Origin of the sequence: Nonomuraea sp. NPDC050536, from assembly GCF_044457685.1 — a bacterium.
In the GTDB taxonomy this organism is placed as follows: Bacteria; Actinomycetota; Actinomycetes; order Streptosporangiales; family Streptosporangiaceae; genus Nonomuraea.
Genome location: NZ_JBITHD010000019.1, coordinates 112,275 through 129,858 on the forward strand (window position 1 = coordinate 112,275; position 17,584 = coordinate 129,858).

Here is a 17,584-nt window from a genome sequence, read left to right on the forward strand (position 1 = left end):
TCTCGCGCGCGTCACCGGTTGCCGAGTAGCGGCAGGTGCGCGGCGAGTTGCTCCCATTGGCGCAGGGGCGGCTCATCGGGTGTGGCGGTGAGCACGTGCAGGCTGACGTGATCCGCGCCGGCGTCGAGGTGCTCGGCGACCCGCCGGGCGACGTCCTCGGGGCCGCCGGTCGCCACCAGCGCCTCGACCAGGCGGTCGTCGAGGGCCTCGGGATCGTCGAATCCGAGGTCACGCAGCAACGTGAGCCGGTTGGGCAGGGCGGCGGCCGCGTGGACGCGCGCCAGCTCGGCCGCCCGTGGCCGGGAAGGGTCGAGGACGGCGAGCTGGGTGACGGCGAGCAGCGGCCTAGGCCCGAGGAGGCTTCTGGCGTGGCGGGTGTGCGTGACCGGCATGCCCAGAGGGTGGGCGCCCGAAGCCCGTTCGGCGGCGAGCTGGAGCATCCTCGGACCCAGCGCGGCCAGGACCCGAGGCGGTGCGGGGATCGGCGGGCCGAAGGGGGCGGCGTCCATCGCGTCCAGGTAGGCGCGCATCGTCGCCACCGGGGGGCCGAAGCGGTGCCCGCGCACGTCGGTGACCAGGGCGGGATGGCTCACTCCGAGGCCGAGCAGGAACCTGCCGGGGAACGCCTCCGCCAGAGTGCGCTGCGCGGCGGCGGTGGTGACGGCGTCGCGGGCGTAGATGCCGGCCGTACCGGTGGCGACGACCATCCGGCGGGTGGCCGACAGCAGGAGGGCGGCCTGCGCCATGACCTCGCGGCCGGTCGTCTCTGAAAGCCACAGGGCCGGGTACCCGAGATCCTCGACGGCCGCGGCCACCCGGCGCGGGACCGGGGCGGGATAGCGGTCCATCTCGCCCGCCCAGATGCCGACCCGGCCGAGCTCAGGTGTGGTCTTCACGATGCGTCTCCAGACGGTAGGCATGCGGACGGGGCCGAGGCGTCCCTGGAGGAGATCGCCCGGCGGGCGGGCGTCGGCTCGGCCACGCTGCATCGGCACTTCCCGTCACGGCAACGCCTGCTCGAGGCGGTCTTCCGGGGCAAGGTCGAGGCCCTGTGCGCCACCGCGGGCGACCTGGCGGACGACCCCGATCCCGGACAGGCGCTGGTGACCTGGCTTCGCGCCGTCGCCGGGCACGCCGTGTCCAACCGGGGCCTGGCCGCGTCGCTGATGCGGGGCGGCCAGGACGGCGATCCCACGCTGGGAGCCACCTGCCACACGATGATCGTGGACGCGGGAGAGGACCTACTGACCCGCGCCCGCTGGGCGGAGGCCGTACGGCCCGGCGTCTCGATCAGGGACCTGCTCACCCTCGCCAACGCCATCTCGCTGGCCGTCGAGCAGGAACCCGACGGCGTGGCGCAGGCCGACCGGCTGCTCGGCCTCGCCCTTGACGGAGTGCGCCCAGCGGCGAAGGGGAAGAGCTAGTCGGCGGCTCGTTTGAGCAGGAGGTCGGCGGCGCGGGCGCGGACCTCGGCGCGGGTGCGCTCGCCGTGGTCGGCGGCGAGGAAGTGCTCGCCGATCCGCAGGCAGAAGGCGAGCAGGCTACGGGCCTCGACCTCGTCGGGGTCTGAGCAGAAGGCGGCGAACAGTTCGCGGGCGTATTCCATGCGCCGGTTGTCGACGCGTCGTAGGCGCGCGGCCACCGCCTCGTCGCGCCGGGCCCAGTCGCGCACGGCGAGGTCGATCGGCAGCAGGTGGTCGCCGGAGAAGGTGAGCTGGCCCGCCCGCTGGATCTTGGTGCGGGCGTCGCCGCCCTCGTGCTCCACCCGCTCCCGCACGTCCTGGGTGCTCTCGCGCTCCCAGCTGTCGAGCATCGCCTCCAGCAACTCGTTCCGGTCTGCGAAGTACCCGTAGAAGCCGCCCTTGGTGACGCCCAGCGCCCTGGCCAGGGTCTCGATCCGCACGGCGTCCGGCCCTCCTGCGGCCAGCGCCAGAAGGCCCTGCTCGATCCACTTGTCACGAGGCGTACGAATCGTGCCCACGATGTGTCTCCTCTCACACTTCCCAAAGATGTATACGCAACCGTATATACGGGGGTGTATATATACGGTACGCCGGGGCAACAGTGCCCCGCACACTGACGAGAGGAGGTGGCGGCGGAATGACAGTCGGCTTCGTCGCCTTCCACTATCCGACGCCCGAGCATTTCGAGGAGTTCGTCGGCCGCACGCACCAGGTGGCCGACTTCCTGCAGTCGAAGCCGGGATGCCTGTCCGCAGAATGCTGGGCCACGACCGACGGCGGCGCCGTCGTGACGACCGGCCGGTTCGAGTCACAGGACACCTTCCAGGCGGCTTTCGCCGCCGCCGTCGAACTGGGCCCGGTCGTCGGCTTCGACGAACGCGAACACCGGCCCCGCGAGGTCTACACCCTCCTTTCCCGATGATCCCGCACTGACGACGGCCGGCGGGCCGGACGCGGAAAGGCCCTCCCCGTCCTGGCTGCCGCGGAAGCGGCAGGAGGCGACACTTGGGTCATGGTTGATGACTTACCGGCACAGTTGCGGCGGCTGGGTGTCGCCCGGAGCGCGGCTGCGGCCTACGCCCACATGCTGAAGGTCCAGCCGGCCACCACCGCGCAGCTGGCCTCCGCGCTGGGCTGGAGGCTCGAGGACACCGAGGCCGCGGTCGGCGAGCTGACCAGGCTGGGTCTGGTGACGGGCGCGCTGGCCGGCGACGGCCTGCTCAAGCCGGCCGAGCCGTCGATCGCGCTGGAATGCCTGGCGCACGCGCGCTCGGCCGAGCTGCTCGGCGCCAGGATCGCGGCCGCGAACGCCTACGGCGCCTACCGCAGGACCGTGCACCCCCAGCCCACGGAGGACCTGGTGGAGGTGCTGACCGGCGCCGACATCGTGGAACGCATCCACCAGGTCGAGGGCTCGGTGGAGTCGGAGGTGCTGCGTTTCGACTCCCCGCCCTACCACACCAACGGGCAGCCGAACGAGGAGGAGGTCAGGAGCCTGGCGGGCGGCGTGGTCTACCGGGTGGTGTACTCCAGGTCGGCGGTGCAGAACGCCGACTACTACGCCTGCAACATCAAGCCCTGCATCGCCGCGGGCGAGCAGGCGCGGGTGCAGCCGACGGTGCCGGTGAAGCTGACCGTGTTCGACCGGCGGGTCGCGTTCGTGTCGATGTCGTTCGTGGAGGCCGAGATCAACGACTCGATGCTCGTGGTCTACCCGTCGAGCCTGCTGTCGGCGCTGATCGGGCTGTTCGAGACGTCCTGGCGGGCGGCGTTCCCGATGCATCTGGGCACGCGGGAGCCGCCCGCGGTGAGCCCGCTGCGCCGCCGCATCCTGGAGCTGCTGGCCACCGGCCTGACCGACGACAGCATCGCGCAGCTGCTCGGCATCAGCAGGCGCACGCTCTCGCGCCACGTGGAGCAGCTCAGCTACAGCGCGGGCGCGGTCACCCGCTTCCAGCTGGCGCTGCACGCCTCACGTGAGGGCTGGATCTGACGCGCGCAGCGACGCCGGCGAGGAAGCCCCGGCCAGCAGCAGCGCCGGCCGTCCCGAGCCGTCGGCCGGCACCTGCCACACATCCGACTCCTCCCGCCCGCGCGGCAGCGCGTAGGCCACGGTCCGGTCGTCGAGCCAGGCCGCCTGGTCGTCGACGCTGCGGGTCTCGGCCAGCGGGGTCTCACGCATGGTGGCGAGATCCAGTACGGCGAGCCGCCAGCCGCGGCGGGGGTCGCCCGCCACGGCCGACTTGAACGCCACCCGGGTGCCGTCCGGCGACAGCGACGGGCACTCCACGTTGTCGCGCAGCGCCTCGACGCTTCCCGCCGCCAGGTCGCCGCGGACCAGGTAGCGGTGCCCGGCGGTCGACATGGTGGCGTAGAAGCGCCGGTCGTCGGCGGCGAAGGTGACGCCCCAGAAGTTGACGTCGGCCGCCCGGTAGGGCCTGCCGCCGACGCTGACCTTCCAGTCCTCCAGGGTGGGCACTAGGCGCTGGGTGCGGGTGTCGAGCAGGCCTACCCGGGTGGAGAAGCGTCCGCCGTTGTAGGAGTCACCGGTCACGAACACCGTCCAGGCAACCCACCGCCCGCTCGGTGACACGCGCGCCCGGTTGGGGACGCCGACCAGCGGGATCGTCCGCCGCTCGCGCAGGTGCGCGTCGAGCACGGCGAGCTGGTAGGTGGGCAGGTCGCCGTCGGGACGCAGGCACAGCCCGGTCCCGCCGGCGGCGTAGAACCTGGTGCAGGTCAGCACCCCTATCCGGGGAGGGCCACCCGCGGCCGCGGACAGGACGCGGCCGCGGGTGGCCTGGTCGGCGCTGACGGCGACGAGGCGCGGCCCCGGTTCGAGGCTGATCGCCGCCGCGCCGGTGACCGCCCGGTGGGAGTGCTGCCGGGCGGCGTGTACGGCCCAGCCGCCGACCCCGGTGAGCAGGCAGAGCGCGACCACGGCCGGCGCCGCCCGCCGGCACGCCCGCCGTACCGTGGTCATCGCGGCCTACGCAGGACGGTGAGGGTGACCAGGATCGCGCCGCCGGTCACGGCGGCGGCCAGCCAGATGGCCGGGCGGGGGCCGAGCGTGCCCCAGGCCAGCCCGAACCCGATGGAGGAGGCCAGGTAGGCCAGCGCCTGCGCGCTCTGCACGAGCGCCAGCCCGGTGGTGCGCAGCGCGGCGGGCAGCACCGGCCCGGCCAGCGCCATGAGCACCCCGTCGGTCGCGGCGTAGAACCCGCCATACCCGGCCAGCGCCGCCACGACCGCGACGGGGCCAGTGAGCAGCCCACTGAGCAGCCCGCCGAGGACAAGGTAGACCGCGAGCAACGCGCCGTACCCGCCGAGCACGACGGGCAGGCGGCCGCGGCGGTCGGCGAGCGCCCCGAGCGGTGCGGCGAGCAGCAAGTAGACCAGGTTGGTGGCGACGGCCATGAGCGGGAACCAGCCGGTGGCGATGTCGTTGGCCCTGGTCAGCAGCAGGTAGACGAAGCCGTCGCCGATCGTGGCCAGGCCGAGTACCCCGGCGGCCAGCACCAGCCGCCGGACAGCCGGCTCGCGCAGCAGCCCGAGAGCGGCGGCGACGGACACCCGCGCCGTCGCGGGAGCGGGTTCACGGTGGTCGCGCACGGCAGCCCAGAGGATCACCAGCCCGGCGGCGGCCACGCAGAAGCTGACGGTGAACAGCGCGTCGAAACCGTCGGCGGTCGCCCCGCCCGCCAGTCCCAGCACGGCGAGCGCGACGAGCGGCCCGGCGAACGCACCGAGGCTGTCCATCGTCCGGTGGACGCCGAAGGCGCGGCCCAGCAGCGGCTCCGGCGTGGACAGGGTGATCAGCGCGTCGCGTGGCGCGGTGCGCAGCCCCTTCCCCGCCCGATCAGCGACCAGGACCGCGGCGACGGCCGGCACCGCGCCGCCGGCGGCGAGCAGACCGAGCTTGGCCACGGCGGAGATGCCGTAGCCGGCGGCGGCGACGGCCTTGCGTCCGCGCGTGCGGTCGGCCAGGTAGCCGCCGGCAACCCGCAGCAGCGCGGTCGCGCCGGTGTAGAGGCCGTCGAGCACGCCGTACACGGCCGGGCCCAACTGCAGGGTGAGCACGAAGTACACCGGGAGGACGGCGGTGACCATCTCGGCGGAGACGTCGGTGGCGAGGCTGACCGCGCCCAGGGCGAAGACGTTGGCGGCCAGCCCGCGCCCGGTCAACCGCCCCGGGCGCAGGCCGATGGTGGACAGGTACACGGCTATCCCACGGTGATCGTCAGGTCGTCGAGCTGGGCCTCGAGAAGGCTGGCTGTGCCGTTGTCGGCGGCCTCCACGCGCAGCCTGATGGTCTTGCCGGCGTAGGCGGACAGGTCGGCACCGCCCTGCTGCCAGGCTCCCGGCTGTTCGACCCCCGACCCTGCCTTGTCGAACAGGGTCGATCCGCCGACCACGCTGACGCGCAGGTGGTCGTCGGAGCCCGAGTTGTCGCCCGCCGCGAAGCTGTAGGTGAACGTCAGCCTGGCTCCCGCGGGCACAGTGATCTCCGGCGAGTCGATCGTGGTCGCGCCGCCGTCCACATCGTCGGCGCCTGATGAGCTGCCCGCCGCCGCGCCCGTGACCAGGCAGGTGGTGGAGCAGGCCAGCTGCATCGGCTTGTTCGACGACGCCGAGACGGTCTGCTCCGCCCCGCCCCGCTCCCAGCCGCCGGTGGAGGCGCCGCCGCCCACGGTCCAGCCCTTGTCGGACTCGAAGTCGTCGGCGAACACCGTCGTGCCCGTCGCCGAGATCCGCCACGAGAACGTGGCTGAGGCGGTGGCGCCGGAGGCGTCCCTGGCGGTCGCCGTGACGGAGGAGGTGCCGGTCGCCGTCGGCGTGCCGGAGATCAGGCCGGAGCCGCTGATCGACAGGCCGGCCGGGAGCCCGGTGGCCGACCAGGTGTAGGGGGTGGCGCCGCCGGTGGCGCCCAGCTGGAGTGACACGACCTTGCCCGTGGTGCCGCTCTGGTCGCCCGGCAGGGTGACGGCGAACGCCGATCCTGTCGTCCAGACGTCGGTGATGGGCGACTTGTCCTTGGCGTTGCCGAGGGCGGACAGGCCGTACATCTCCTCGATCGTGCGCAGCACGGTGTAGTGGTTGATCTGCGTGCCCGACTCGTAGCCCGGCTTGACGTGCTCGCCGACGAAGGTGGTGAAGATCTTGTTGACCGAGGTGAAGTTGTCCTCGTCGAAGGTCTGGACGAGCAGGCTGTTGTGGGTCTTGGCCCACTGCGCGTAGGCGTCCAGGTGGTTCTTCAGCCACGTGTCGCCGGTCTTGGTGGAGCAGTCGTGCATGTCGTCGCACATGTCGGGGATCACGAACGAGACCGTGGGCAGCTTGCTGAAGTCGGTGGGGAACTGGCTGTAGGGGACGTGGTATCCGGAGCCCTTCACGGTGGGGAAGTCCACCCAGGGGGCGTGCTTGCGTACGTACCTGCCGCTGGAGCAGCCGGTGTAGCCGGCGCTCGGCAGGCCCTCCGAGTAGGCCTTGAACGTCAGGCCCGCCTCCAGCAGCTGCTGCCCGAGGTTGGCGACGGTGAAGTCCTTGGGGCAGGAGTCGTTGGTGACGCCCTGCTGGGAGCCGGAGAACAGGGCGAGGTAGTTGGGCTGGCTCGGGTGGGTGACGCCGAAGGAGTTGGTGAACAGCGCGCCCTGGGAGGCCAGCTGGTTCAGGTACGGCGCGTTCGAGCTGCCCTTGACGGTGGAGTAGTTGGTGTTCTCGAAGATCACCACCACCACGTGGTCGTAGCGGGGTATCGCCGGGGCCGCGGCGGCGGTGCCGGCGGTGGGGGTCACGAGGAGCAGCGCGCCCGCTGCGGCGGCGAGGGTGAGGCGCATGGGGGTCAACCTCCTGTCGTAGTGGCGGGGTCGATGTACAGCAGCCGGTTGGGCGTGCCCGATCCGGGGTTGGCGATCTTGCCGGGGGTCGCGGACGTGACCAGCGCGTCCTGCACCGCGGCGGGGCTCGCGCCGGGGTGTGCGGCCAGGTATATCGCCGCCGCCCCCGTCACGTGCGGCGCCGCCATGGAGGTGCCGCCGATGGTTCTGGTGGCGGTGTCGCCGCTGTTCCAGGCCGAGGTGATGGCGACCCCCGGCGCGAACAGGTCGGTGCAGGAACCGTAGTTGGAATCCGAGGCCCGCCGGTCGCGGGAGTCGGCGTTGTCGACCACGATGGCCTCGCCGATCCGTCCTGGCGAGTTACGGCAGGCGTCGGTGTTGCCGTTGCCGGAGGAGACCACGTAGGTGACGCCGGAGGCGATCGACTTCCTGATCGCGGTGTCCTCCGTCTTGCTGGCGCCGCCGTTGAGGCTCATGTTGACCACGGCCGGCTTGGCCGCGTGCGCGGTGACCCAGTCGACGCCGGCGATGATCTGCGAGGCGGTGCCGTGCCCCGAGCAGTCGAGCACCCGGACGGCGACCAGCTTGACCTGCTTGGCGATGCCGTAGTCGGCCCCCCCGACGGTGCCGGCCACGTGCGTGCCGTGCCCCGCGCAGTCCTGGCCGTCGCGCCCGTCGCCGACCTCGTCGGCTCCGATCGAGGCGCGCCCGCCGAACTGGACGTGCGTGGGCCTGATGCCGGTGTCGAGCGTGTAGACGGTCACGCCCGCGCCGGCCGAGGGATAGCTGTAGGAGTGGTCGAGCGGCAGGTCGCGCTGGTCGACGCGGTCCAGGCCCCAGGAGGGCGGGTTGGGCTGGGTGTCGCTGGCGGTCACCACGCTGTCCTGCTCGACGAGCACGACCCGGGGGTCGGCGGCGAGTTCGGCGGCCTGCGCCGCCGACATCCTCGCGGCGTAGCCCTTGACTGCGCTTGTGTAGACGTGGTCGACGTGGCCGCCGTGCCTGGCCGTGAGGTCGGCGGGGCTGCCGTCCTTCAGCGTGACGAGGTAGCTGCCGGGGACCGGGTAGGCGGCCTCGATCACCGTGCCGTGCGGCGGTGGTGGCGTGGGAGTGAGGGCGAGCGCCGCGAGCGCGGCGCATAACAGGTGCGGCATGGCCTTCTCCTGACAGGCGGGTTGACAAACCCGACCTAAACCCAAGATCTCCGGCAGTGGTGTCACAACCACGCCACTGGCGCGTCTGCGCCACCCGCCTCAGTCGATGGGGGTGATGGGGAGGTCGTGGCTGATCCGCATGGAGCAGAACTTCGGGCCGCACATCGAGCAGAAGTGGGCCGTCTTGGCGGGCGCCGCGGGCAGGGTCTCGTCGTGGTAGGCACGGGCGGTGTCCGGGTCGAGCGCGAGGTTGAACTGGTCCTCCCAGCGGAACTCGAAGCGCGCGCCGGACAGCGCGTCGTCCCACGTCTGCGCCAGCGGGTGTCCCTTGGCCAGGTCGGCGGCGTGGGCGGCGATCTTGTAGGTGATCACGCCGGTCTTGACGTCGTCCTTGCCCGGCAGGCCCAGGTGTTCCTTGGGAGTGACGTAGCAGAGCATGGCCGTGCCGTACCAGCCGATCATGGCGGCGCCGATGCCGGAGGTGATGTGGTCGTAGCCGGGGGCGATGTCGGTCACGAGGGGGCCGAGGGTGTAGAAGGGGGCGTCGTCGCAGAGCTCGCGCTGCAGGTCGACGTTCTCCTTGATCTTGTGCATGGGTACGTGGCCGGGGCCCTCGATCATGACCTGGACGTCGTGGGCGCGCGCGAGCCCGCTGAGCTCGCCGAGAGTGCGCAGCTCGGCGAACTGGGCCTCGTCGTTGGCGTCGGCGATCGAGCCGGGGCGCAGCCCGTCACCCAGGGAGAAGGCCACGTCGTAGGAGGCGAGCAGCTCGCACATCTCCTCGAAATGCTCGTACAGGAAGCTCTCCCGGTGGTGCGCCAGGCACCAGGCGGCCATGATCGCGCCGCCGCGCGAGACGATGCCGGTCTTGCGCCCGGCGGTGAGGGGCACGTGGGCCAGCCGTACCCCCGCGTGCACGGTGACGTAGTCGACGCCCTGCTCGCACTGCTCGACGAGGGTGTCGCGGTAGATCTCCCACGACAGCTCCTCCGGGCGCCCGTCGACCTTCTCCAGCGCCTGGTAGATCGGGACGGTGCCGATCGGCACCGGTGAGTTGCGGATGATCCACTCGCGGGTGGTGTGGATGTCGCGGCCGGTGGACAGGTCCATGACGGTGTCGGCGCCCCAGCGGGTGGCCCAGGTCATCTTCTCCACCTCCTCCTGGATGGAGGAGGTGACCGCGGAGTTGCCGATGTTGGCGTTGATCTTCACGAGGAAGTTGCGGCCGATGATCATGGGCTCGGATTCGGGGTGGTTGACGTTGGCCGGGATGATCGCCCTGCCCGCCGCCACCTCGGTGCGGACGAACTCGGGCGTGACGCCCTCGCGGACCGCGACGAACTCCATCTCCTTGGTGATCTGGCCGCGCCTGGCGTAGGCGAGCTGGGTCACCGGCGCCCCGGTGGCGCGCAGCGGGTGCCGCCGCTCGCCCTGGAGCCCGGCCGGCACGGGCCTTCCTCCGTAGCGCGCGACGTCGCTCCGGTCGAGGATCCACCCCTCGCGCAGCGGCGCCAGGCCCCGGGCGACGTCGACCTGCACGTCCGGGTCGGTGTAGGGCCCGGACGTGTCGTAGAGCGTGACGCTCGTGCCGTCGGACAGGTGCACCAGCCGCATCGGCACGCGAAGATCACCAGAGTAGATCTTGGAAAAGCACGCGTCGCTCATCGCGGAAACTCCCTTCGCCGGCATTACCCGGAGCAGGTTCTGGCGGTCGGCGGCTGATGTAGCCGTCCTCTCAGCCCGGTCACACCGGGCTCCCGCGTTCGGTCGGCGCCCACCGTAACCCGGAACACCCGGGTCCGCGCAAGGGGCGGCGCGTATGCCGTCCGGCAGATTTCAGCGGAGCCACGGACTGGTCACCTGGTCCGACCTGCCATGACCGGAGCTAGGAGGGGGAGGTGCTGACGCGGCAGGCCAGGTGGAGGGCGAGGCGGGTGTCCGCGTCGGCGAGGTCGACGCCGAGGAGGCTCTCGATCCTGGCGACCCGCCGGGCGATGGTGTTGCGGTGGACGCCCAGCACGGCCGCGGCCTCGATCAGGGAGGACTCGGCGTCCAGGTAGACCGTGAGCGTTTCGACCAGTTCGGGCGAGAGGGTGGCCAGGAGCGATCTGGCCGCGGGCACGAAGGTGTCGGTGCGGGTCCAGGCGAGCAGGAGCTGGGCCAGCCCGAGCCGGTCCACGTGCAGGAACCTGCCCGTCTCCGCCCGGGACCCGGCCAGGCGGGCGGCGTCGCGGGCCTCCGACAGGGTGCGGGCGATGCCGCCGGGGCCCGGGTGCGGCCTGGCCATGCCGACGAGCAGGTCCAGGTCGGCCAGGTGGCGCTGCGCCTGCCGTACCCCGGCGGCGAGCCGATCGACGGCGTCGGTGCCGGGCTCGGCGGTGGTGGTCACCCACGCCACCCAGCCGCCGTCCTCGGCGACCACGACCGCCTCGATCCCCTCCGCGGCCAGGGCGGAGACGATGTCGCTCGTGGAGGTCACCACGTCGACGGGCCGGCTGGCGCCGAAGCGGATGCCGGTGTGCCAGCCGTCCAGCGCCCAGCCCGCCTCGGCCGCGCGCCTGCGCAGCGACGGGCCCGCGTCGTCGCCCGACTGGAGCAGCTCGCCGAGCAGGCCGGAACGGCGGCGGGCGTCGCGCTCCAGCTCGACCCTGCGCAGCGCGAGCGAGCGTTGCGCGGCTCCCGCGGCCACGGCCAGGACCTCCTCGTCGCCCGCCGTACCGGGGCTGACCAGCCAGAGCTCGGCGCTGCGGCCGTCGGGGGCGAGCACGGGCACGGCCACGCCGCCGCCCGCCAGCCGCTGGCGCACCGGCAGCGCGACCCTGACCTGCGCCGTCACCGCGGGGCCGAGCAGCGCGGCGCCGTCCCTGGCCAGCACGGTGACCTCGGCGTGCAACACCTCGCTGGCCCTGTCGCGTAGCTCGGCCAGGGTGAGCCCGCCCGCGTCGAGCACCTGGTGCGCGGCCAGCACGCGCCGGGCCACGTCCACCTCCGGTGCCGCGAGCAGGACGGCCAGCCGTACCGCCGTCTCCAGCGGATCGCCCAGGCAGCCGAGCACGGGCGTGCGCAGGCGGTCGGCCAGCAGCAGCGTGCCACGCAGCAGCGGCTCGTCGCCCGGCACGACGAGCGCGGCGGCTCCTGCCTCGGCCGCGCGGTTCAGGTCGGCGTCCAGCCGCCACCCGGTCCGCTCCCCGTCGAGACGTACGGCCAGCGCTCCGAGGAAGGGCTCGGTCACGGACACGCCGGTGACCTGGCGCCCGCTGTCGAGGGGCCCGCCCAGTACCACGAGGTCGGCCCGGTCGAGCAGGTCGGCGACGTTCATGCCGGACCCTCCATCAGCCGTGGTGGCACGTCGATGCCGAAGGCGGCGGGCGAGACCTGGGCCAGCTTGTCCGTGCGGCGCCAGAAGGCCGGGCAGGGCAGCTGCAGCACCTCGACGCGCGGCCCGCGCACCACCTCGTCGCAGCCGAGCGGCCGGCCGGTCCTGGCCTCGAGCAGGCAGATGACGTCAGGCGTGGTCGCGACGGGGACGCCGTCGGCGAAGACGGCCTGGAACTCGTTCTCCATCTCCACCCGCAGCACCGGACCTCCGTCGCCGAGCACGCTGACCACGCCGCGGCCGCCCGGCTGCCTGATCACCTCCACGACGCGGCCCGTCCCGAGCGACCGCCCGCCCAGCGCGGGCGCGCGCGGCGCCCGCTCCGGCAGTGCGAGCATGGTCCTGCCCAGCTCGAGCGCGCGGGCCAGGCCACCGACGATGGCCAGCGCGGGCAGGTCGGCCACGCGGATCGGCCAGTGCGCGAACGCCGCCCAGCCGCCCGCCGCCTGCACCGCGCCGTGCATGAGCTTCTCCCCGGCCTCCGGGTCGTAGCTGTCCATGATCGTGGTACGGCCGGCCGAGTCGACCAGCGCGTACGGCCCGGCCTGGACGCCCTTGCGCGAGGTGGATGCCTGCCCGAGCCGGGGGAAGGCCCGGCCCATCAGGTCGGCGTCGACCACGGGCAGGCCGCAGGTGAGCACCGCGAGGCCGTTGCTGCCGCCCGCCTCGATCGACATGATCGCGTCCACCCGGCTGCCGCTCCACCGGGCGACGGCCGCCACGGCCGCGGCCATCTCCTCGCCGGTGGGCGGCTTCTCCTCCAGCATCCCGGTGGCTCCGGCCAGCCCGACCGGGACGAGCAGCGCATCAGGCGGCAGCTCGGCGGCGGCCATGAGCTCGACGGGCCCCCGGCGCAGCCTGGCCCGCAGCAGCCGCATCAAGGTCACCGTGGCGCCGCCACCGCCGGAGCCGAGCAGGACGCAGCCACGTTCGAGCGCGGGCAGGTCCTGCTCCCGGATCTGGCTCATCTCTGGACGATAAGGCACCTTTCGCAGGCGTCAGATGAGGGGTACCGGGTCCAGGTCGTAGCCGAAGTACCTGGGGCCGACCAGCATCAGCCCCTCGGGGGTGCGCCAGCGCGGGTCGCACGGCGCGGCCAGGACGGTGACGCGCTGGCCGTACCGCAGGGTCTCCGTCGTGATCGGGTCGCCGGTCTGGGTGTCGAGTACGCAGATGAGGTCGGGCGTGCTGGCCACGGGGGTGCCGTCCAGTTCGGCGAGCAGGTGCTCGTTCTGGAACGACAGCCGCAGCTCGCCGTCCCCGGACAGCCGGGCGATGCCGCGGGCGAACCCGCCGACGGTGCGCCGCTCCACGTCCAGCACCTTGCCGCCGAACAGGACCCGGCCGCCCAGCCTGGCGGCGACCGCCTGCGGGGCGTCGCCGATGGCGCGGTGCTCGGCGACCAGCTCGCCGAGCTCGGCGCTGAGCGAGATCGTGGCGGGGACCATCGCCTCGCGGGCCTTGGCGCCGTCCATGGCGTACAGGACGGTGGTGGCCGAGCCGCCCATCTCCACGGTGGCCGCCCTGGCCAGGCGCTCGGTCCAGTGGTTGCTGACGGTGTCGATGACCGACCGGTTGCCCTTGTCGTCGGCCATGGCCATGGGCGAGGCGGCCACGCCGTACATGGCGGGGATGAACATCTGCAGCTCGGGGAAGGCGCGGCCCATGCCGTCGGCGTCGATGAGCGGCAGCCCGAGCCGGGCCGCGGCGGCGACGGGGATCAGCGAGTTGACGCCGCCCACCTCGGCGCAGGCGATGTGGGTCGGGCGGCGGCCGAGGTACCCGCAGATGGCCTCGACCGCGGCCGAGATCTCCTCGATCGAGGGCGGCTTCTCCACCATCACCGTGGGCGCGCCCATGCCCGCCACCGGCAGCACCATCGCCTCGTCCGGCACCTCGTCCAGCGGGACCAGCTCGACCGGGCCGTGCTCGCGCAGCGCGGCGCGGGCCATGAGCCGGCCGATGTACGGGTCGCCCCCTCCCCCGGTGCCGAGGATGGCCGCGCCGCGGGCGATGGCGGGCAGGTGCTCGAGTCCGATCTCACGCATGCAGCTCTCCTACGGCCTTGACCTTGATGCGGGTGGCGTCGCCGGGCAGGTAGGGCAGCGGGATCTCGTCGAACTCGACGATGCGCACGCTGCCCGGCCGGGCGCCGCCCGCCACGGCCCGGTCCACGGCCTCCTGTTTGGCCTCGTCCACCACCGCCTCGCGGCGGCCGGGCGGGACCGTGTAGATGCGGTCCACCTCGCCGCCGATCTGGGCGATGGCCGCGCCGATGGCGTTGGCCACCGCGTAGTTGCCCGGCCGATGCACCTCGCCGCAGCCGGGCAGCGCGTCGGGCAGCAGGATCGACCCGCCGCCCACGCCGACCACGGGCAGCGGCTCCGGGCTGGTCCGCATGCGCTCCACGGCCTCGGCCACGTCGTCGGCGATGCGCTTCAGCACCCCGGCGACCATCTCCCGGTCCAGGTGCGCGACGAGGGCGGGGTCGCCCAGCTCGGCCAGCCCGGCGGCGACCGCGATGTCGGTGGCGGTGAGCGTCGAGCCGCCGAACACCAGCGCCCGGCTGGTCAGCTCGTAGCCCACCGAGTCCGGCCCGACCGTGCGCCCGTCGTGGATCCGGCTGCCGCCGCCGATTCCGATGGACAGCACGTCGGGCATGCGGAAGTTCGTCCTGATCCCTGCGACGGTGACCTCGGTGGTGGCCTCGCGGGGGAACGCGCCGTTGAGCACGCCGATGTCGCTGGTGGTGCCGCCGATGTCGACGACCGCGCAGGTCTCCAGCCCGGACAGGACGGCGGCGCCGCGCATGGAGTTCGTCGGCCCTGAGGCGAACGTGGCCACCGGGTAGCGCCTGGCGAACTCCAGGTCCATCAGCGTGCCGTCGTTCTGGCTGAGGTACAGCGGGGCGCTGATGCCCAGCCCCGCCATGGCCTGGGCCAGGCCGTCCACGATCTCGTCGGCCAGCTCGCGCAGCGCGGCGTTGACGATGGTGGCGTTCTCCCGCTCCAGCAGCCCGATCCTGCCGATCTCGTGCGACAGCGAGATCGGCACGCCGGGCAGCTCCTCGGCCAGGATCTCCGCCGCCCGCTCCTCGAACTCCTGGTTGACGGGCGAGAAGATCGAGGAGATCGCCACCGAGCGGATGCCGCGGGCGCGGATGTCCTCGGCGGTACGGCGCAGCTCGCCGGGATCCAGCTCGGAGATGACCCGGCCGTCGAACTCGTGGCCGCCGTGGCACAGGTAGCCGCGCCCGGACACCGCCTCGACCAGCCTGTCGGGCCAGTCCACGAAGGGGGGCAGGGACGTGGTCGCTGGCAGGCCGAGCCGTACCGATGCCGTGGGAGCCAGCCGGTCGGCCTCCACCAGCGCGTTGATGAAGTGCGTCGTGCCGATCATCACGGCGCGCACGTCGCCGTGGACGTTCAGCCCCTCGATGGCGCTGACGATGCCGCCGGTGACGTCCTTGCTGGTGGTGCGCTTGACCGCGGAGACCACCCGGTCGCCGTCCATCAGGACGGCGTCGGTGTTGGTGCCGCCGACGTCGATGCCGATCCTCACGCCGCGACCTCCTCAGCGATCTCGGTCCTGCTGACGCCGACGGGCCGCACCAGACCGAGCCGCCCGCAGGCGACGTACAGCACGAACGCGGTGACCAGCGAGTTGACGCTGCCCAGGCCCGCGGTGACGAAGTGGCCGACCAGCGTCGCGACAAGCCATATCACCAGGGTGACCGGCACCCACATGGGCGCGCTCGGCGGTGCCGCGCCGGTGTCGCGGCCCTCGGCCAGCTCGCCCCGCCAGCGGCGGACGACGAAGTACTCGGCGATCATGATGCCCGCGATGGGCGGGAAGATCACACCGAGCAGGATGAGGAATTCGGTGAACAGGTCGAGGATGCCCAGCGCGCCGAGCAGGGTCCCGGCCACGCCGACGATCGCGGTGATCACGGCCCGGCTGGGGCGGCGGCCGGTGAGCACGCCGATGAAGGTGACCAGGCCGAGGCCGGAGGAGTAGAGGTTCCAGTCGTTGATCTTCAACGTGCCGGCGATGATCACCAGGGTGCCGACCAGGCCGACGGAGGAGGTGACGATCGCGATGACGTCGGAGCTGCCGACGGCGTGCGCGAGCAGCACCCCGGCCAGGCCGATGACGTACTCGCCGAGGGTGACGCCGAGGACCGTCTGCTTGACCACGTCGGCGGCGCTGCGGTTGAACCTGGTCATGTCCGAGGTGATGACCGCGCCGACCATCAGGCTGCCGGCGACCAGCGCGATGCCCTGCAGCAGCGTCATGGGCGGCCCGGGCGGCGCCTGGCTCATGAGGGTGCCGACGGAGTGCTTGCTCAGCTCGCTGACGATCGACCAGGCGACCAGCGCCAGGAACAGCGGCACCGTAAGGTAGGCGGTCCAGGCCATCGAGTGGAAGCCGGCGATCACGATCGCGGTCACGGCCAGGCCGAAGACGATCGCCCACACCCATTCGGCCGGGCCGCCGATGAGGGCGTGCAGGCCGCGGGCGGACACGCCCGACTGGATGCCGAACCAGCCGATCAGGCTGACGCCGATGGCCAGTCCGATCACCGCGGAGCCACCCCGGCCGAAGCCGGTCCAGCGGGCGAGCATCGAGGTGGACAGGCCCTCGCGCATGCCGATGATCCCGACCAGGATCATGGCCGCTTCCAGGATGACCGCGCCGAGGGTCAGCGCCCAGAAGGACTGCCAGAAGGTCATGCTGAAGCCAAGCGTGGCGCCGAGCATGAACTGCGTCAGCGCGGAGACCTGGCCGAAGCGTTGCACCGCCACCGACAACCAGGGGTAGCGTGCGCGCTCGGGCACGCGGTTGAGCGAGTAGTCGTCGGCCACCGTTGACCTCCCAGGGGGTTAGCTTGAGAGAACGGTAGGTAAGCGACTAAATACTGCAAAGGTGCGCATCGCACACTATGCCGCGATCTTTGGTGCCTTTCGCACAAATCGCAGCCGGTCAGGCCGGCAGGAGGCCCAGCTGATCGAGGAGGTCAGCCTCGTCCCAGTACTGGCGAAATGCGGCGATCTGACCGCCCCGGAGCTCGGCGAACATCGCGCCGCGCACGTCCAGGGTCTTCCCGGACGGCGGCACGACCACGTCCTCGCCCAGGTTCAGCTCGCCCGTGTGGCGGGCGGTCAGCCGCCACTCGGCCACGACCGTGCCGTTGGGCAGTTCCATCGGCGAGGCCTCCACTGTGATGTCGGACAGGCCGGTGGCGCGGTCACCCGCGCCGACCAGCAGTTCCTCGCGCGAGGGGATCTCCCTACCCGCCGACCAGCCACGGCAGTCGGGGGCGTAGAGCGCGGCGATCCGCTCCGCGTCACCCGCGGCGACGGCGCGTAGCGCCTCCAGCACGGTCTCGGTCGACGTCATCTGTTCAGCCTCCGATCAGGCGGGACTTCATGGCGGTGAACTCGGCCTCGGTCAGCGCGCCCGAGTCGCGCAGCCGAGCGAGCCGTTCGAGCTCGGCCAGCGGGTCGGCGGGCTGCTGATACGCCTGCTGAGGTGGCGGTGGCGGCTGGTAGGCCTGCTGAGGAGGCGGCTGCTGGTAGGCCTGTTGCGGCGGCGGCTGCTGCGTGGCCTGGTAGGCCGCCTGCGCCTGCTCGTTGTACTGGTCCTGCTCTGACTTGTTCTTGCCGGCGCGGTAGGCGACGGCCGCGGTGGTCGCCCCGGCCGCCACCCGAAGCAGCGGCCGACGTGGGCGCATGAAGAGTCCCATAGGAGTGC

At 72.5% G+C, this 17,584-nt stretch carries 17 protein-coding genes and 1 riboswitch; of the genes, 3 read left to right on the forward strand and 14 right to left on the reverse strand.

The annotated features are described in order from the left end of the window. Positions 1-11: 11 nt before the first annotated feature. Positions 12-896: a TIGR03620 family F420-dependent LLM class oxidoreductase gene (locus tag ACIBHX_RS39800; RefSeq protein WP_397072642.1), complete on the reverse strand. Its 885-nt coding sequence runs from the start codon at positions 894-896 to the stop codon at positions 12-14. A 45-nt stretch (positions 897-941) separates the two neighbouring features. Between ACIBHX_RS39800 and ACIBHX_RS39805 the strand changes: the two genes are divergently transcribed. After that, positions 942-1,424 (forward strand): TetR/AcrR family transcriptional regulator, encoded by a 483-nt coding sequence (locus tag ACIBHX_RS39805; protein WP_397072699.1) that lies wholly within the window; start codon positions 942-944, stop codon positions 1,422-1,424. Here ACIBHX_RS39805 and ACIBHX_RS39810 read toward each other — a convergent pair. Further along, the gene (locus tag ACIBHX_RS39810) at positions 1,421-1,981 is read right to left on the reverse strand and encodes a TetR/AcrR family transcriptional regulator (protein ID WP_397072643.1); all 561 of its coding nucleotides are present in this window, start codon (positions 1,979-1,981) and stop codon (positions 1,421-1,423) included. The genes ACIBHX_RS39805 and ACIBHX_RS39810 overlap by 4 nt on opposite strands. A gap of 119 nt (positions 1,982-2,100) precedes the next feature. Here ACIBHX_RS39810 and ACIBHX_RS39815 point away from each other — a divergent pair, with 119 nt between their 5' ends. Further along, entirely contained in the window at positions 2,101-2,385 is a 285-nt protein-coding gene (locus tag ACIBHX_RS39815) for an antibiotic biosynthesis monooxygenase (protein ID WP_397072644.1), read from the forward strand. Between the two features lie 90 nt (positions 2,386-2,475). Next, entirely contained in the window at positions 2,476-3,456 is a 981-nt protein-coding gene (locus ACIBHX_RS39820; RefSeq protein ID WP_397072645.1) for a helix-turn-helix domain-containing protein, read from the forward strand. Here the strand turns inward: ACIBHX_RS39820 and ACIBHX_RS39825 are convergent. From ACIBHX_RS39825 to ACIBHX_RS39880, 12 genes are all read right to left on the reverse strand, one after another. Beyond that, positions 3,436-4,446, reverse strand: coding sequence for a TolB family protein (locus ACIBHX_RS39825; protein ID WP_397072646.1), 1,011 nt, complete (start codon positions 4,444-4,446; stop codon positions 3,436-3,438). The two genes, ACIBHX_RS39820 and ACIBHX_RS39825, sit on opposite strands and share 21 nt — an antisense overlap. Next, entirely contained in the window at positions 4,443-5,684 is a 1,242-nt protein-coding gene (locus tag ACIBHX_RS39830) for an MFS transporter (protein WP_397072647.1), read from the reverse strand. The genes ACIBHX_RS39825 and ACIBHX_RS39830 overlap by 4 nt, the downstream gene beginning before the upstream one ends. A 2-nt stretch (positions 5,685-5,686) precedes the next feature. Further along, entirely contained in the window at positions 5,687-7,300 is a 1,614-nt protein-coding gene (locus tag ACIBHX_RS39835; protein WP_397072648.1) for an alkaline phosphatase family protein, read from the reverse strand. Between the two features lie 5 nt (positions 7,301-7,305). Next, on the reverse strand, positions 7,306-8,454 hold the full coding sequence (locus tag ACIBHX_RS39840) for a S8 family peptidase (RefSeq protein ID WP_397072649.1): 1,149 nt from the start codon (positions 8,452-8,454) through the stop codon (positions 7,306-7,308). Positions 8,455-8,553: 99 nt separating this feature from the next. Beyond that, positions 8,554-10,119, reverse strand: coding sequence for a phosphomethylpyrimidine synthase ThiC (thiC, locus tag ACIBHX_RS39845; RefSeq protein ID WP_397072650.1), 1,566 nt, complete (start codon positions 10,117-10,119; stop codon positions 8,554-8,556). After that, positions 10,112-10,225, reverse strand: a riboswitch (TPP riboswitch). (Overlaps the previous gene by 8 nt.) 114 nt (positions 10,226-10,339) lie before the next feature. Next, positions 10,340-11,773, reverse strand: coding sequence for a PucR family transcriptional regulator (locus ACIBHX_RS39850; protein ID WP_397072651.1), 1,434 nt, complete (start codon positions 11,771-11,773; stop codon positions 10,340-10,342). Beyond that, complete coding sequence (locus ACIBHX_RS39855) at positions 11,770-12,798, reverse strand: DUF917 domain-containing protein (RefSeq protein WP_397072652.1); 1,029 nt, start codon at positions 12,796-12,798, stop codon at positions 11,770-11,772. Before ACIBHX_RS39855 ends, ACIBHX_RS39850 begins: the two co-directional genes overlap by 4 nt. Before the next feature lie 30 nt (positions 12,799-12,828). Then, a complete protein-coding gene (locus tag ACIBHX_RS39860) occupies positions 12,829-13,878 on the reverse strand; it encodes a DUF917 domain-containing protein (protein WP_397072653.1) in 1,050 nt (349 codons plus the stop codon). After that, on the reverse strand, positions 13,871-15,391 hold the full coding sequence (locus ACIBHX_RS39865) for a hydantoinase/oxoprolinase N-terminal domain-containing protein (RefSeq protein WP_397072654.1): 1,521 nt from the start codon (positions 15,389-15,391) through the stop codon (positions 13,871-13,873). Before ACIBHX_RS39865 ends, ACIBHX_RS39860 begins: the two co-directional genes overlap by 8 nt. Beyond that, entirely contained in the window at positions 15,388-16,695 is a 1,308-nt protein-coding gene (locus tag ACIBHX_RS39870) for a purine-cytosine permease family protein (RefSeq protein ID WP_397072655.1), read from the reverse strand. The genes ACIBHX_RS39865 and ACIBHX_RS39870 overlap by 4 nt, the downstream gene beginning before the upstream one ends. A gap of 118 nt (positions 16,696-16,813) precedes the next feature. After that, positions 16,814-17,230 (reverse strand): nuclear transport factor 2 family protein, encoded by a 417-nt coding sequence (locus ACIBHX_RS39875; RefSeq protein ID WP_397072656.1) that lies wholly within the window; start codon positions 17,228-17,230, stop codon positions 16,814-16,816. Positions 17,231-17,234: 4 nt separating this feature from the next. Then, positions 17,235-17,564, reverse strand: a complete 330-nt coding sequence (locus ACIBHX_RS39880) for an SHOCT domain-containing protein (RefSeq protein WP_397072657.1) — start codon at positions 17,562-17,564, stop codon at positions 17,235-17,237. Between the last annotated feature and the right edge of the window lie 20 nt (positions 17,565-17,584).

Bases quoted from the DNA above. Each gene is read 5' to 3' on its own strand.
- thiC (WP_397072650.1), bottom strand. From the start codon at position 10,119: ATGAGCGACGCGTGCTTTTCCAAGATCTACTCTGGTGATCTTCGCGTG.
- ACIBHX_RS39835 (WP_397072648.1), bottom strand. From the start codon at position 7,300: ATGCGCCTCACCCTCGCCGCCGCAGCGGGCGCGCTGCTCCTCGTGACC.
- ACIBHX_RS39855 (WP_397072652.1), bottom strand. From the start codon at position 12,798: ATGAGCCAGATCCGGGAGCAGGACCTGCCCGCGCTCGAACGTGGCTGC.
- ACIBHX_RS39860 (WP_397072653.1), bottom strand. From the start codon at position 13,878: ATGCGTGAGATCGGACTCGAGCACCTGCCCGCCATCGCCCGCGGCGCG.
- ACIBHX_RS39815 (WP_397072644.1), top strand. From the start codon at position 2,101: ATGACAGTCGGCTTCGTCGCCTTCCACTATCCGACGCCCGAGCATTTC.
- ACIBHX_RS39875 (WP_397072656.1), bottom strand. From the start codon at position 17,230: ATGACGTCGACCGAGACCGTGCTGGAGGCGCTACGCGCCGTCGCCGCG.
- ACIBHX_RS39825 (WP_397072646.1), bottom strand. From the start codon at position 4,446: ATGACCACGGTACGGCGGGCGTGCCGGCGGGCGGCGCCGGCCGTGGTC.
- ACIBHX_RS39840 (WP_397072649.1), bottom strand. From the start codon at position 8,454: ATGCCGCACCTGTTATGCGCCGCGCTCGCGGCGCTCGCCCTCACTCCC.
- ACIBHX_RS39820 (WP_397072645.1), top strand. From the start codon at position 2,476: ATGGTTGATGACTTACCGGCACAGTTGCGGCGGCTGGGTGTCGCCCGG.
- ACIBHX_RS39850 (WP_397072651.1), bottom strand. From the start codon at position 11,773: ATGAACGTCGCCGACCTGCTCGACCGGGCCGACCTCGTGGTACTGGGC.
- ACIBHX_RS39880 (WP_397072657.1), bottom strand. From the start codon at position 17,564: ATGCGCCCACGTCGGCCGCTGCTTCGGGTGGCGGCCGGGGCGACCACC.